The 15094-nt window shown below is 58.7% G+C and carries 12 protein-coding genes and 1 riboswitch; of the genes, 2 read left to right on the forward strand and 10 right to left on the reverse strand.

All coding sequences use genetic code 11. The annotated features are described in order from the left end of the window. Positions 1 to 8: 8 nt before the first annotated feature. From JJQ51_RS24100 to JJQ51_RS24135, 8 genes are all read right to left on the reverse strand, one after another. Entirely contained in the window at positions 9 to 1340 is a 1332-nt protein-coding gene (locus tag JJQ51_RS24100; RefSeq protein ID WP_145317025.1) for a diguanylate cyclase, read from the reverse strand. 175 nt (positions 1341 to 1515) lie between these two features. Beyond that, the gene (locus tag JJQ51_RS24105) at positions 1516 to 2355 is read right to left on the reverse strand and encodes a response regulator (RefSeq protein ID WP_113333003.1); all 840 of its coding nucleotides are present in this window, start codon (positions 2353 to 2355) and stop codon (positions 1516 to 1518) included. Between the two features lie 326 nt (positions 2356 to 2681). After that, positions 2682 to 5273, reverse strand: coding sequence for a mechanosensitive ion channel family protein (locus JJQ51_RS24110; protein WP_269245385.1), 2592 nt, complete (start codon positions 5271 to 5273; stop codon positions 2682 to 2684). Between the two features lie 283 nt (positions 5274 to 5556). Beyond that, positions 5557 to 6573, reverse strand: a complete 1017-nt coding sequence (locus JJQ51_RS24115; RefSeq protein WP_269245386.1) for a FecCD family ABC transporter permease — start codon at positions 6571 to 6573, stop codon at positions 5557 to 5559. Positions 6574 to 6636: 63 nt separating this feature from the next. Continuing rightward, on the reverse strand, positions 6637 to 7596 hold the full coding sequence (locus JJQ51_RS24120; RefSeq protein WP_269245387.1) for an ABC transporter substrate-binding protein: 960 nt from the start codon (positions 7594 to 7596) through the stop codon (positions 6637 to 6639). Between the two features lie 20 nt (positions 7597 to 7616). Continuing rightward, on the reverse strand, positions 7617 to 8396 hold the full coding sequence (locus JJQ51_RS24125) for an ABC transporter ATP-binding protein (protein ID WP_113333000.1): 780 nt from the start codon (positions 8394 to 8396) through the stop codon (positions 7617 to 7619). Positions 8397 to 8406: 10 nt separating this feature from the next. Continuing rightward, positions 8407 to 8820 (reverse strand): DUF1636 family protein, encoded by a 414-nt coding sequence (locus JJQ51_RS24130; RefSeq protein WP_145632711.1) that lies wholly within the window; start codon positions 8818 to 8820, stop codon positions 8407 to 8409. A 108-nt stretch (positions 8821 to 8928) separates the two neighbouring features. Then, positions 8929 to 9145, reverse strand: a riboswitch (cobalamin riboswitch). Positions 9146 to 9337: 192 nt separating this feature from the next. Next, a complete protein-coding gene (locus JJQ51_RS24135) occupies positions 9338 to 10753 on the reverse strand; it encodes an FAD/NAD(P)-binding protein (RefSeq protein WP_113332998.1) in 1416 nt (471 codons plus the stop codon). Positions 10754 to 10773: 20 nt separating this feature from the next. Between JJQ51_RS24135 and JJQ51_RS24140 the strand changes: the two genes are divergently transcribed. Continuing rightward, positions 10774 to 11091 carry a hypothetical protein gene (locus JJQ51_RS24140; RefSeq protein ID WP_152096086.1) on the forward strand — a complete coding sequence of 106 codons (318 nt, stop codon included), beginning with the start codon at positions 10774 to 10776 and terminating at the stop codon, positions 11089 to 11091. Positions 11092 to 11465: 374 nt separating this feature from the next. Beyond that, positions 11466 to 12677, forward strand: a complete 1212-nt coding sequence (locus tag JJQ51_RS24145) for an SfnB family sulfur acquisition oxidoreductase (protein ID WP_152096087.1) — start codon at positions 11466 to 11468, stop codon at positions 12675 to 12677. A 23-nt stretch (positions 12678 to 12700) separates the two neighbouring features. Here JJQ51_RS24145 and JJQ51_RS24150 read toward each other — a convergent pair whose 3' ends face one another. Together JJQ51_RS24150 and JJQ51_RS24155 are read right to left on the reverse strand one after the other, a co-directional pair. Beyond that, positions 12701 to 13168 carry an RrF2 family transcriptional regulator gene (locus JJQ51_RS24150; protein WP_113390310.1) on the reverse strand — a complete coding sequence of 156 codons (468 nt, stop codon included), beginning with the start codon at positions 13166 to 13168 and terminating at the stop codon, positions 12701 to 12703. Between the two features lie 206 nt (positions 13169 to 13374). Continuing rightward, positions 13375 to 14835 carry an FAD/NAD(P)-binding protein gene (locus JJQ51_RS24155; RefSeq protein ID WP_152096088.1) on the reverse strand — a complete coding sequence of 487 codons (1461 nt, stop codon included), beginning with the start codon at positions 14833 to 14835 and terminating at the stop codon, positions 13375 to 13377. Positions 14836 to 15094: the final 259 nt, after the last annotated feature.

Here is a 15094-nt window from a genome sequence, read left to right on the forward strand (position 1 = left end):
CAGGCGGCCTACTGGGCCGCCTCTTGGGCCATCTTGAAATCGGAATAGACCTGGTTTCGGCCATTGTGCTTCGCCATATAGAGAAACTGGTCCGCGGCGTTGAGATAGTTGTCGAAAGACTCGTAGCCGGCAATCTCCGCTACGCCGATGGAAACAGTCACCGAAAGCTCTTCGTCGTCGGCATGAACCTTCAGGCTGGCAAGGCTGAGGCGGACCTCGTCGCATAGCGCGGTCGCCGCGCGCGAGTTCATTTCCGCAAACAGAATGGCAAACTCTTCGCCCCCAAGGCGGGAGAGCAGATTGTCGGTGCCTTCCAGTAACCCGTGAAGCCTCCCGGCAACGGCCTTCAGCACCTGATCGCCGATCTCGTGACCATAGGTGTCGTTCAGATTCTTGAAGTGATCAATGTCGAGAATGGCGACGGAGCTTGGACGTTGGCGCCGCAAGCATTCATTGACCAGACGCGGGCCATGATCATAAAAATAGCGCCTGTTATAGAGCCCGGTCAGATAATCGCTCGCCGCTGCCGCTCGCAATTGCTTCAGCTGCGACAGTGTCTCGACATTCAACGCGATACGGCATTGCAGCTCCTCCTGAACGAAGGGGCGGTAGATGAAATCGCTGGCACCCGCCTTCAGGAAGGTCGCAGACAGCAAACGATCGTTCGAAGACGAAATACCGATGATCCGCATCCGATCCGAGCCATAGCGGTGGCGGATGCGGCGGGTCAGTTCATGGCCGTTCATGTCGGGCATATTGTAGTCGGTGACGACGATTTCGATGTCGTCGAATGTCTCAAGCATTGCCAGGGCTTCGACACCCGTGCCGGCTTCGGCGACCTTGAATTGCTGAGCGTGCAGCAAATCCGTCAGCATTTTCCGGGCAGATGGCACATCGTCCACAACCATAACGCGGACAGACCGATTGGCGATGGCGCGCCGGACGGAGGAGACGAGATTGTCGAGGGCGAACTCGCCATCCTTGAGCACATAGTCGACGACATTGCGCTCCATGATCCGATTGCGCGTCGCCATGTCAAAAGACGCCGTGAAGACGATGGTGGGAATGTCATGGGCGACGGCAACATCCAGGGCTTCTCCATGAGCAGCATCCGGAAGGTTCAGGTCGATCACCGCCATCGTGAAGCTGCGATCCGCCTCTGCCAGCACCTCGTTCAGCACTTTCAATGAAGAGCAATGGATGACAGCAAGACCGAGTTCGGTTTCGAACCGATGCGACAGCACCGCGGAAAACATGCGCGAATCCTCAACCAGAAGTATTTTCTGGCTGCCATCGCGGTGACCGATGCCGCCGCCAATGTTTCCCGCATGCAGTACCATTTCCCGTCAATTCCTCCCACACCATCAGGTGTATGAATAGTCAGTCAATTGCAGGTCTGCCAAACCGTGTTGCACGTATCCTGAACAGGATTCGTGAAAAATTTGGAACTGCTGATTGCGGAGATTTACATAAAAGTGATTTTTCCTCACTTTTCTTGGGATTATTTCAGGCGATTTATCCAGCCCGTATCTCCCTGGCGGGCGGCTGAGCCGACTGAATCTGCAACAGCGTGTCGAGATTCTGATTCACGCGGCAGTAGAACTCCTCATCGATGAATGGCCGCAAGATGAAATCATTGCCGCCCGCTTTGAGGAAACGAGCGGAAAGCAGCCGGTTGTTGGATGAGGAGACGCCGATAATGCGCAGCTCATGGGAGCCGGTGGTCGCGCGAATACGGCGCGTCAGCTCGAAGCCGTCCATGTCGGGCATATTATAGTCCGTGACCATAAGGCCGATATCCGGGCTGGTCCTGAGGATTTGGAGCGCCTTGGCGCCATTCTCAGCAACGCTGACGCGGAAATTATAGCGCTTCAGCCGGCTGGACAGCAAAGCGCGCGCCGTCGCGCTGTCATCGACGATGAGAACATGGTGACGATGGTTGGTCAGAAAACGGCAGATCGATTCCGCCAGCATATCCACGGCAAAGACATTGTCCTTAAGAATGTAATCCACCACATCCTTGGCGATCAACTCGTCGCGCGTGCCTTCGAGAAAAGTACCCGTGAAGGCGATCGTCGGAATGCTGAGATCGAGAAGATAGGCCAGGGCTTCGCCCTTCTCGGCGCCTGGGAGATTCATATTGGAGATCGCCAGCTTGATCGGCTCCGACGACTTGTCATAGGCAAGCTGAAGCTCTTCGAAATTGCGACAGATTTCGACGTCGATATCCAGAAGCTCCTTCAGCTTGGCCCTGACCATTGATGTAAAAAGATTGGAATCCTCGACGAGAAGAATGCGCGAGCCGGCAAGAGACGCACCGGAGTATTGCATCCCCGAAACACCCAGAAATGGCATAATGAAAACCTGTTTTTGAAAATGATCCCCTCTGTATTTTTTTAGAACAAAGCCTTTGCGGATTTGTTAAGCCGACTGGTTTCCCGGAGGTGAAGAAAATTGCCCCATTCGCGGCTTTCCAGGCATGCTATCGCCAGAGTTCTCGCGGCAACGACATGCGCGAGATCCCTAACCAGACCGAGAGAAACAATCCTAAAGAGCGCGACACGCTCCCCTCGAGGAACGCAAACCGCGAACTTCCGAGCAGAACCGGCGGAAACGATGACCGCATCATTCCCACCGGCGACAACATGGCTCTGTTTCAGCGGGCTCTGCCGGTAATCGGATCACTCCGCCGCGGTCCTGCCACGGCGCCGGCCAGTGCTCTTCGCTTCCGATACCTTGCCTTCGGCCGACAAAGCGGAATCTTCTTTTACGTCATCCTCAGCTTCAAGCCCGTCTGCAAAATCCGTCAAGGCATCGGCTGCGATATCCGACTGCCTGCCTCGTCTGCCCTCGCGAACGATATGCAACTCCTGATGCGGATAGGGAATGGAAATCCCCTCCTCCTTGAAGCGCCTCAGGATTTCGATGCGCAGATTGTTGCGGATCTCCATGCCATCGGAGAGATCCGACAAATAAAAGCGCATCTCGAAATCGAGCGATGATGGACCAAAACGCAGGAACTCTACATGCGGCTCCGGATTCCTGAGCACCTTCGGAATCGAGCGTACCAGCTCCAGCAGGATATCCATCACCTTGCGCGGATCGGCATCATAGCTGACGGATACCGGGATTTCGGAGCGGGCGAGCCTGTTGCGATGCGTCCAGTTGCCGACGGACGCATTGATAAGTTCGGAATTCGGCACGATGATCGACTGCTTGCGGAAGGTCTCGATCTCTGTCGCACGCACCGAGATGCGCTTGACGATGCCTTCCGAAGTGCCCGAGACGATCCAGTCGCCGACCTTGAAAGGCCGCTCGACCAGCAGGATCAGGCCGGACACGAAGTTCGACACGATGTTTTGCAGGCCGAAACCGATACCGACCGAGAGGGCACTGGCGACGAGGGCCAGGCTGGATAAATCGATGCCGGCAGCGGAAATGGCAAAGATCGCCGCCAACGCTATGCCCAGATAGCCGATACCGGTTCTCACCGAGTTGCGGACACCCAGATCCACCTGCCCGCGCGCCATGACATTGCTGTCAAGCCAGCGCTGGAACCAGCGCGTGACCAGATAGCCGCCCGCAAACAGCAGGATGCCGACGAAAATGCCGAGCAGCGAGATCGACATGTTGCCGATCTTGATCTCGGTAAAGAGCCTGTAGGCAAATGTTTCCAGATCCTGAATGTGAAAGCCCCAAGAGAGCAGGATCAGCGGAATGCCGGTCAGCAGCGCGACGGCGTAGGTCGCAAGCCCAGCTGCAAGACCGGCCTGATCGAGCGCCACTTCACGCAGCTTCAGGCGATTTTCCAGAAAGCGTCCGATGATCGTTTCGGCAAAGACGCCCTGCTTGGATACGGCCTTGCCGAGCTGAAAACCGAGATACATGGTCGCGATGACGGCGCTCGTCACGATCATCTGCGTGGCCATGAAGCGGGCCAACCCGACATAGCCGATGAACGAGGTGAAGATCACCAATATGCCGAGAACGCGAAGAATGATGGCCATGCCATGCGGCCAATGGCGGCCTGGCGCATCCGGATCGCCATTTTTGGCAAGCATCGGCGAACCGAAGGAGGCTGCAATCAGAATGAGGCCGATCAGCAGTGCCGCCAGAAAGCTCTTGGCCACGGTAACGACGACCGGCGACCCCATGGACTCGCTGATGCGGTCGAAGACGTAATCCAGCCCGTTGACCACAGCCATGGCCTGCAGGCACCAGGTCAGCGAATGTGCCCCCTTGTTCGACAGCTTGACCAGCCGCCAATGCGGCCGGAAGGGCGCGAAGACAGCATTGCTCAGGCGACCGACAAAATAGACGAGTCCGATAAAAGCGAAAACCGCAGCCAGTATCGGCGCGATGTCAGGCCGCAGCACATTGAAATTCGAGAGGAAGAAGAAAGATGTAACGAGAAAGGCAGCCAGCGACAGCGTGCGGATCAAGGTCGACCAGAAGGCGACAGAGAGTCGGCTGATATAGGGCGGATTCTCGACGGCCTCGTCCTGCACGTAATAGCGGCGGAATAGCCGATAACCACCGAAAAGAAAGATCAGAGCAGCGCCAATCGACAGGCAGACAGCGGCCAGGAATGAAGCAAGCTTTGCCTTAAGCACGAAGCCGATCCAGCTCGTCACGGCGGTACTGAACTTGACGCCCTCGTCGACCAGAGCCGCCCCTGCATCGTCGAATGTCGCCGTGGAAATCTCCGTCCGCTTGAATAGCGTCTCGGCAAACAGCCTTCGGCGCATCTCCATGAACTGCATCGCAAGCCGATTGGTCTCTGCGGTCAGATTGTCGGCATCGAGAATCGCGGCGCTGATCTGGGAGCGTTCGGCATTGAGCCGATCGCGCTCCTGCGCGACGATCGGAGCCTCAGGCGGCTGGCCTTCCTTGGGCGCAGCACCGAGTTGGGTCAGGCGTGCATCGATTTCGGCGGTACGGGGTTTCAGGCGTGCGGAAATAGCAGCTGTGGTGCGGTTGAGTTCGTCGACCTGGCTGGACAGCGCCACGAGCGTCTCGTCATCCGATGTTGCCTGTTTCGCCGCGTCCTGAAGCGATGCATAAGTCTTCTTCGCTTTGCCAAGATCGGTAACAGCTGCGTCCAGCAGCCCATTGGCGAGCTGCCCGGGCTGTTGGTCCGTTTGCTGCGACGCTTGGGCCGGCTGCTGATCCTGCGCAAGGGCAGCCCCCGCCAGCGGGATGATGGCGGTAAACACACCCAATCCCAGCAACAAAAGGGACAATAGAAAAAGACGAGATTTCAGCGGGCGCAAGCAGAGCTCCTCGTTGCACATGAAGTCGCAGGCAGTGGATGACCGAAATCGCCGCAAAAATGGAGACCCGAGTCGTCCTATAGTAGGATTGCGAATTCCATAGTCTTTACGCGTACGCCTTGTAAGACAAAGAAAGGCGACACGAAGGCATTCCATGCCGTTATCCCGTCCGGACTCTCCTTCAAAACCGGATATCGGCCGCTCTCATCTTGACGACGACCTGCCGCGCCGATCATCGCCCGCCCGGAAATAGGCCAGGAAAACACCTTGGCAATGGGTCGATCTATGCGCGCCCGCTCCGCAATATCAAGATGAAGGCGACGCCTCCGGTAAGCCCGGTGACCACGCCGATCGGCATGTCCTCCGGAGCCATCACCAGGCGCGCGATGACATCAGCCCAGATCAACGTCAGTGCGCCGAAAGCGGCGCTCAGCGGCACCACGCGCACATTGTCGCCGCCCACGATCAGCCGCACGAAATGCGGCACCATCAACCCGACGAAACCGATTGCGCCTGAAAAGGCGACCATCACGCCGGTCAGCAGCGCCGTGATGACGAAGAGTAGCAAGCGAAATCGTGCAACGGCAATGCCAAGCGTGACGGCCGTTTCATCGCCCATCGCAAGTGCATTGAGCTCCCTCGTCTTCGGAAGAAGTGAAACGAGGCAGAACAGCAGGATGCCGGCGGGATAGATAAGATGTTGCCATTGCGCCAGTCCTAACCCGCCCAGCATCCAGAAGACAACGGTGTTGGCGGCTCTCGGATCGCCCAGAAAGATCAGGAGGTTGCCAAGCGCCGTGAACACGAAGGCTACCGCCACGCCCGACAGGACGAGCCGATCGGCCGAATGCGAGCGCGTCAGCCGCGTCGTCAGCCCGACGGCCGCGGTTGCGAGCAAGGCGCCGGCAAAAGCGAACAACGGCACCGTCAACAGGCCGAGGATCAGCCCGGTATGCAATAGCGCCAGAATGGCGCCGAATGCCGCCCCGGAGGAGACGCCGAGGAGATGCGGGTCCGCCAATGGATTTCGCGTCAGCGCCTGCAGGACGGCGCCGGTGATGGCAAGCCCCGCCCCGACGAGCGCCGCCAGAACGACGCGCGGAAAACGGACGTCCCAGACGATGCTTTCCTGCCCGCTGGACCAGGTGGCCGGAAAGGCACCAACATGCAGTCTGTTGCCGACAATCGACCAGACGGTGGAGAACGGAATGGATGCCGAACCGAGCGACACACCGGCGGTGATCGACAGAATGAAGCCTATGGCGAGCAAGGGGATGAGGATGGAGAGATTGAGGCGCATGCTTGAAACTTGAGGAAGGGATCCGCCCCATGATCGACTGGTGCGGATCGGCATTGCAGACGATTACATGGCGCTCGGGTGAAAGGCCTTGGCCAGCGTGGCGATGGCCTCAATGTTGCGCGGCCCCGGCGTCGCCTCCACATAGGGCAGCACGACGAAGCGGTCATTCTTCACGGCATCGATATTCTTGAAGGCCGGATTGCCCTTGAGAAAGGCGATCTTCTGGGCGGCGGTGACCTGGCCGTAATCGACGATGACGATCACTTCCGGGTTCTTCTCGATGACCGGCTCCCAGGACACTTCAGTCCAGCTCTTCTCGACGTCGTCCATCACATTGACGCCGCCGGCAGCCTCGATCAAGGCAGTCGGAATGCCGTAGCGCCCCGATGTGAACGGCTTTTCCTCACCGGAGTCATAGACGAAAACGCTGGTCGGCTTGGCGACATGACCGATCCTCGCCTGGATCTCGCCAAGCTGCTTGCGATAGCCGGCGACCAGCGCTTCCGCCCTGTCCTCGACGCGGAAGATCCTGCCGAGATTGAGGAGATCCACGAACATGTCGTCCATGGTCGGCTTGTTCTTCTGCATGACGAAGATGCAGGATTCGGTCAGCTCATAGACCTTGATGCCGAAGGGGGCGAGCGTTTCCGGAGTTACCTCGCCGCCGACCTTCATGCCATAGTTCCAGCCGGCAAAGAAGAAATCCGCATTGGCGCCGAGCAGCACCTCTTTGCTCGGATATTTCGGCGACAGCTCCGGCAGTTCCCTCACGCCGTCACGCAGCTTCTCATCCAGCGTCTTCCAGCCGGAAATGCCGGTATAGCCGACCATGCGGTCCTGTAGCTTCAGCGCCAACATCATCTCGGTCAGGTTGACGTCGTTGGAAACGGCCCGCTCCGGCGCTTTGTCGAAGGTCACATCGCGATTGCAGCTGCGCACGGTGACAGGCTCGGCGAGCGTCGTGCCCGCAAACAGGCTTCCGATAAGCAAGGCCGCGGCAGACAGGGACATGCGAGAAAACATGAATAACTCCAATGATCGTATTATCGAAGGGAAAAGGAAAAGCGCTGCGGGCCGCCGTCGGTGTGATGCAGCCGCGTACCAACCCTGAAAGCGTTCGAGACATGCTCCACAGTCAGGACTTCGGCAGGTTCGCCGTGGCCCATAAGCCGCCCGCAATCCATGACGGCGATCTGCGTCGCAAAATCAGCAGCGAGATTGATATCGTGCAGCGTCGTGATGATCGTCGGGCCGAGTCTCTTGAGTAGCTCAAGAATCTCGAGCTGATGGCGGATGTCGAGGTGATTGGTCGGCTCGTCGAGGATGATGAGTTCCGGCTCCTGTGCCAAGGCGCGGGCGATCAGCGTCCGTTGCTTCTCACCACCCGACAGCGACGCGAATTGCCGCTGTGCCAAAGACTCCAGTTCCAGACGGGCAAGCGCCTTGGTCGTGACCTCATGGTCGCGATCGCTCCAGCGTGCCATGCCCTTGCGGTGCGGGATGCGGCCCATCAACACCACGTCCCGCACGCTGAAGGGAAAATCACCTGGCGTCTCCTGCGGCACGACGGCGATGCGCTGCGCCGCCTCCCGCGGACCTATGGACCAAAGATCGATGCCGTCGAGACGCACCGAACCTCGCTGCGGCTTGAGGCCGCGATAGAGGCAGCGCAGCAAGGTCGACTTGCCGGCTCCATTCGGACCGATGATCGCAAGCCGGGCGCCGGCCTCGACTGATAGCGTGATGCCACTGATGATCGGCATTCCCTTCTGGGGACCCCAGCTGATGCCGTCTGCTTCCAGTCGTGCGCTTCGTTCGGACATGACCCGGCTCCTATTGCAATACGACCAGCTGGCGTTCGGCTGATACGATGGCGGCGGGAATGCGCGCGAGGGTCTTGCCTGCCAGCGCTCTCGGGCGTTCGCTTTCGCGGGTCAGCCCATCGGGGCGATCCCGATAAAGCTTCGCGAAGGAGACGAGCGCACCGATATCGCTCGCATCCTCGATGTCACCGAAGAGGTACGTCGACTTTGGCGTGGCCTGGAAAGCGACCGTGCACGGCCGTTCGCAGCCCGCCATACAGACGCTGCCCTCCAGGCTGAAATCATCTGCGAGTGCGGCGTCAGCCTGGGAGATCGCCATCTGCAGATGTTTCAGGAGTTCGAGGCCCGGCCGGCACGGTTTGCCGACATGACGGCAGTTGGTGCACACGGTGATCCGGTGCGTCGCCTCTTTTGTATTATCCATGAGATGCCTCCCGGAGATTTCGCCGGAGGCACAGTCAAGATGGGGCCAGCGGACGCAGCGGCGCCCTCGCCCAGCCACTGATTTTCCATCGGAACACCCCGTCCGTTGCGGTTGATATCGTCGATGGCAGGTCTCCTGGCTCGCGGGTCACAACTCGTTCGCGCCTTCCCGGCTTGACGCCAGTGGCATATTGCGAACGCGCTCTCCGCTTACAGTTGCGGGGGCAGCCACGGTCTTGGCCCCTGATGGGTAATCCGCACCGTGTTCCCTTTTCAGCCGCCATCCGGATCGATCCGAAAGCAGCACCATCGGCGGTATTCATGTCATAGAAAGCGGATGCGGGCAACGGGGATGTCATATGCGCTTTCATTTGTCCTGGAGCTTCGGCCTGAGTAGGCAATCGTTACGTTATTACATAACAAATGACAAGCCATTATCTCCGCTCGAGGCCGCAACTGCGATATGCATATGCGGCAGCACTCAATCGCGATCCAGAATGAAAGAAACCGCAGGGCTGTCAGACCGCCTTGCACTGAGGATGAAAACGCTCCGCGACGCTCTCTGCCGCCGCATAGGCCTGCGTCACGATCTCAGGCACCAGATCGATGTCGGGGAGACTTCCAAGTCCCAGGGGACCAATCGCAAAAAGCCCGTCTGTCGTACGCCCGTTGACCTCAAGCGAGCCTGTCGCGTCCACGGCGAGACCGAGGCCAAGCTCGTCCGGCACCGCGAGACCGGCATCGATGAGGCTACGCAGCAAGGGTGCATTCAAATCCGGCGCCTGGCACCGACAATCGATTACGTCGTCGGCATAGAGCTGCTCGGTCTCCTGCCGGCCAGCCGGCTTCAAAACCAGCCCGGTCGGCGTGCGGCGGATAAAATGACCGCGCCGCAGCAGCGTATTGCCCTCGGCAAGCTCCTGATTGAGGCGTACATGCAGCGCCTCGGGAAGCCGATTGCGATGGCTGTCATAAAGCGCCCGCAAATGGCGGTTGAACTGCTGCTTCTGCCCGGCTGGCAGAGATCGCCAAAGCGAGCGCGCATGCTTGCGCAAGCCGTTCATGACGGATTGCCAGCTCTGGCCGTTCGCCTCCGCCTCGACGCAAGCCTTGCGGACGAAGCGGACGATCTCGCTGAGTTTGCCGGGCATCTCGTCGGCAGGGAAAACCGGATCGGCATTGTTGCGCGTGTGGCTCTGCGGCAGAAAGCCTCGCCGCGAAACGATGGTGATCTGTCCCGTATAGCCGTTCTCACGCATCTGCAGCAGCCGATCGACGACGCGCAGGCCGCTTCCGAGCAGGATCGTATGCGGTCGCGACACGAGACGGCGCGCCCGCACCGTCGTCGGCACGGTCACGAGATCGCTGGCCTGGAATTCGTGATCGCTAATGCCATAGCCTGTCGCCAGCACCACCATGTCGAAAGGCGCATTGGCGGCGCCATCGCTTTCCACTACGAAACGGCCGCCCCGAACACGCCGAAGCCCGAAGACCGTCTCGCTGCTGACCTGCACCGCCACATCCCGCCGTGACGAGAAGGCTTCCGAAAAGCGCTGATAGACGTAGTCGCTGAAAATGCTCTTCGGTACGAAGATCTGCAAAAAACCGGGTATGGCGGCGGGGACGGCGCTGCGGAAAGGCGCATTACCGCAAAGCCATTGATTGAAGTCGTCGGGATCTCCCGCGGAAACGGAAAGATCGCGAACACGGCTGTTGAGAATTTCACTGCTATGTCCGGAGGCGAGCGCCTGTCCTCCGCTGACGGTGGAATTAGGATCGAAAAGCTGCAGATGGAAGGGAAAGCGAACCGTCTTCATCAGGGCGATCGCCATCATCATGCCGGAAAAACCGCGCCCGATCACGGCAATGCGAGGCATCGCATAAGGCCGCGCTGTCGCGTTCGTCCTGGCGGAAAAGAATCCCTGAACCGTCATATCAACTCCTGGGGCGAGAGGTGGTCGATCATGCCTTTCTTGGGCTTGCTGACTTCACAGGTCCGGAAACACAGAGCCGATATCCGGGCCTCGGCAACCTTGGGACTGCGGCCGACAGAACGCACGAAAGCCGCTTCCGTTCTCAATACGCGTCGCGCTTCTTCAATCAGGATCCTTCCAAAATGAAAGATGCGACAGGCAGGTCCAACTCTGATCCAACACCAGATGCCTGCAATCAGCCGCCATATGATTACTTCGTCAAAAGCCATCAGGCAGCAGGATTATTGCCATTGTCTACTTATTTAGTCGTATATGAAAGCGCGAAAACGCTCCGCTAGCAAGTGCTTTCTTGTCCGGGCGGAATAGGGTCGACGAAGCTGCGGTACAGAAAACGGCGGGCGACCGGACACCTCCTTCGTATCCGGCACCTGCGTCGATCGGCAAAAAGGGAAAGCAATTCCAAGCCCTAGGATCAGCTTATGAAGCAGCTTTCGCTATTCGTTGGCCCCAGAGAAGAGGGTTCGCAACCACCATCCTCAACGCATTATATCGGGCCGCTCGCTTACAATTTTCGCGGTCGGCGCCTATCGTGCCCGAGGGCGCAAGATGAATGCGCCAGGAAAATCCGTTGTACACTCCATCTATCGAAATTAAGATCGCAGGGATTTGCTGCGCCTGAGAAACCGACTTGGCGCTGGCCGAGGAGTGGTGAATGGGGACTGTTTCGCAGTTGCACGAACGTGTCAGGCCGCCCGCCCATCGCGTCCAGAGCGAAGAGGAAGCGCTCGACATCGCACGTTCGCTCGCCGCCGGTTTTGCTCAGCATGCAAGCGATCGCGATATCAATCGCATCCTGCCCTATGACGAGGTCGAAGCCCTGTCGCAGTCAGGCCTGCTGGGGATTTCCGTTCCTTCGGAACATGGCGGTATCGACATTTCGAACTGCGTTCTCGCCGAGGTCGTTGCGATCCTCGCCGAGGCAGATCCTTCCATAGCACAGATATTGCAAACGCATTTTCATGTGCTGGAAGCGGTAAGAATTGGGGGCGGCGAGGACCAACGGGCATCCCTTTTCGACCGCGCCATTATCGGCGATCGTTTCGGCGGCATCTTTTCCCAATCCGGTGCAAGCGGCACCGACCAGCATCCCTGGCATCTGACAGCGGACGGGCTCGGCTTCCGCCTCAGCGGACGGAGCCAGCCTTCCGCCAGCATTCTGTTTTCGGACTGGATTGCGCTATTCACGACCGACAAACGCAAGGGGCTGATCGCCGCTGTCGTGTCCAGAGATATGGAGGGCATCCAGTTCATCGACGACTGGGATGGCTTTGGTCAGCGCACCTCCGGAAACGGCACGATCATATTGCATAATGTCTATCTCAATGCCGACGCCCTTCTTCTGCACCGAGAAAAGCTGGCTGAGCCCACAGTGATCGATAGTGTGAACCAGCTCACCGGCGCCGGCATCAATCTCGGTATTGCCCGCTCCACGCTGGCGGCGACGATGGAATTGGTGCGGACCCGCTCTCACTCAGGCAACGGGGATGAGCGAGCCGTCAACGATCCGCTGATCGTGACAAGGATCGGCGAGATTGCCATCCGCATTGAGGCGGCGACGGCGATGGTGGAGCGCGCCGGCGGCAAGATCGATGCCGCACAGATCAATCTCACCGAAGATCATGTTATCGACGCCGCACTCTCCGTTGCGGCGGCCCAGACGATTACTGCCGATATCGCGATGGAAGCAGCCGACGCGCTGTTCGAGCTTGCGGGCACGGAGTCTGCGCGCATCGGACTCAACCTTGACCGCCACTGGCGCAACGCCCGCATTCACACCCTGCATGAACCGGCCCGCCGGAAATACCACATCGTCGGCAACTACCATCTCAACGGCGTAAAGCCATCGAAGACCTCATTGCCTTGATGGGCGCGGGAGAATCGACAAGGTCAGCCGATATGTGAGGCCCGGTGGTTTTCCCGTTCCGGGATATCGGCGTCAACGCCACCGGCAACGAATTCCTCCAGCGACATGTTGTCGAGAATCTCGGCAATCGCGTCACGCACCTCGGTCATCGAGCGCCGGACCTGACAGCGTTCCGGATCGGAACAGTCGTCGCAGGCTTCGTAAGCCGTACGGCTGGCGCAACGGATAGGCGCCAACGGGCCGTCCAGGGTACGAATGACATGGCCGATACGGATTTCCGATGCGGGGCGCGACAGCGAATAACCGCCGCCTGGGCCTTTCTTCGAACGCAATACGCCGGCATTTCGCAATTCGAGGAGAATGGTATCGAGAAACTTCTTCGGAATATTGTTGCGTAACGCGATATCGTTGATGAACGCGGTTTCACCCGGACCAAGGCGTGCGAGATCCACCAGCGCCTTCAGTCCGTATTTTCCTTTTTTCGTAAGCATCGCCGTCCGCTTTACTGCAAAGTCGATTGTTGAAAACCCGGCGTGGCTCAAAAGAGACTCAACGGGCCGGTCCTGTCAGCACAGATTGCGGAAGTAACCCCGCAGCCCCTTACGAACAAGACAGTAACTCACAAATTGTATAGTTTATATGAGTAAATTTAGGCAATTGTATCGCCTAAGCAACGAATTTGCGGCTTTTCTTGGATTTAGGCGGCGCTACTGTCCAAATATGCCTTCTCTTGCCCACGCCTGAAGTCGGCAACCGCACCCGCCACCTGGTCGGCCACCAGAACGGCATGCTCGACCACCTCGGGCAATCCCATCAATTCGCCGAAGGTTCCGCGCGCAAGCGGTCCGGAGATAAACAAGGATGGAACCACCGTTCCATCGCCGGCAAGCGCCCGTGATCGCATATCGCAGGAAAACCCCAGCCGTGCGGGATCCATTGCGAGATATCCGGCCTTCGATAGCTCGTCGATCCAGCCCTGCGATTGCAGGATCCCGCGGTGCCCTGGTCCGGTGGTGACCACGACCGCATCGAATTGCCTTTCAACGGATCGCTCCGAACGGCTGAGGCGTAGGGTGCAGTCGACCACGTCATCTGCAACGCCGACCGCCGCGACCGAAGCCGCCAGTATTTCCAGCCGGCCGCTTGCAAGCGCCCCTTCGCTGACAGCCTCCACCTGCGGCGCAACGCGAAACCGATGCACATCCCAGAATGGCCTCAAATGCCGGACGAGACGTCGCCGTTCCGCGATCGGCAGCGCGTGCCAGACATGCCGGCCTTGCGCCCTCACCTGGTCGATGACAGCATGCCAGCTGCGGCCTTCGTCCTGCGCCTTGCGGATGGCGGTACGTACGTTGCGCAGCAGCTCGACTGCCGTCTTCGACGGCTGAGTGGCGAAATCGCCGAATGGCTCCTGCCTGACTGCCGCATGGCCGCGCGAGCGCAGGCCGCGTCGGGATATGGCAGTAATCGGCCCCTTATGGCCTCTGAGCCCGAGCGAGGCAATGACGTCGGCCGAGGTCAAACCATTGCCGACGATCAGAACGCGATCCTCGGAGCGAATGGCCGCAAGCGCATCCGGTCGTGTCGGATCGGGAATGAAGCGCGGGTGATCGGCAAGCGCATCCTGCAGCACTTGCGGCGGCAAGGGCGACGGATGACTGGTGGCGATGACGAGAATGTTAGCATCCACGCGCTGTCCATCAGTACCGGTGACCGTCCAGCGGTTGCCCGTCCTTTGAATACGCTCGACACTTTGCCTGACATGGAGGAGCCGCCCATTCTCGACGAAAGGACGGATCATGCTATTGATATAGTTTCCAAAAACGGAGCGTCGCGGAAAAAAACCGCCATTCACGGCGACCGCCGCATCATCATTGGCAAGCGCGTCATTCTCCAGCAGCCAGCGCTGAAAATGCTCGATGTCGTCGGGCAACAGGCTCATTTTCGCTGCCGGCACATTGATGCGGTGGGCAGGATCTTGCGTGTCGTAGGCAAGCCCTGCCCCCAAACGCTCTCTTGGCTCGAATATAAAGAGCTGACAGCCCCGCCCAGACTGATTCTGTAGCAAATGGAAGGCAACCGCCGTCCCGGAAACGCCGCCGCCAACTATGACAATAACAGGCAGATCAGACGCCTGGTGGTCCGAGCCGATGGTCAATAGCCAACTTCCTCCAGATCGATCGCCACGCGAATTCTACATCCGCCGGCAACCCAATTATCGTGAGGCAGTGATATACTCTATAAAATTTGTTGACAATACGATTGCAGCGCGTGCCTGCCCTCTCTGCAACCAACGGCAGTCAATACGGTGCTGATATGCCTTTGCAAACAAACGGTTATTTGTGCCGCGCACAACATTGTTTTTGCATCGCAAGATGTAAAAAACTTGGCATACACCTGTTCGAGGAACATACTAA

It is taken from the genome of Rhizobium sp. AG207R (assembly GCF_027109195.1).
GTDB classification, from domain to species: domain Bacteria; phylum Pseudomonadota; class Alphaproteobacteria; order Rhizobiales; family Rhizobiaceae; genus Rhizobium; species Rhizobium dioscoreae.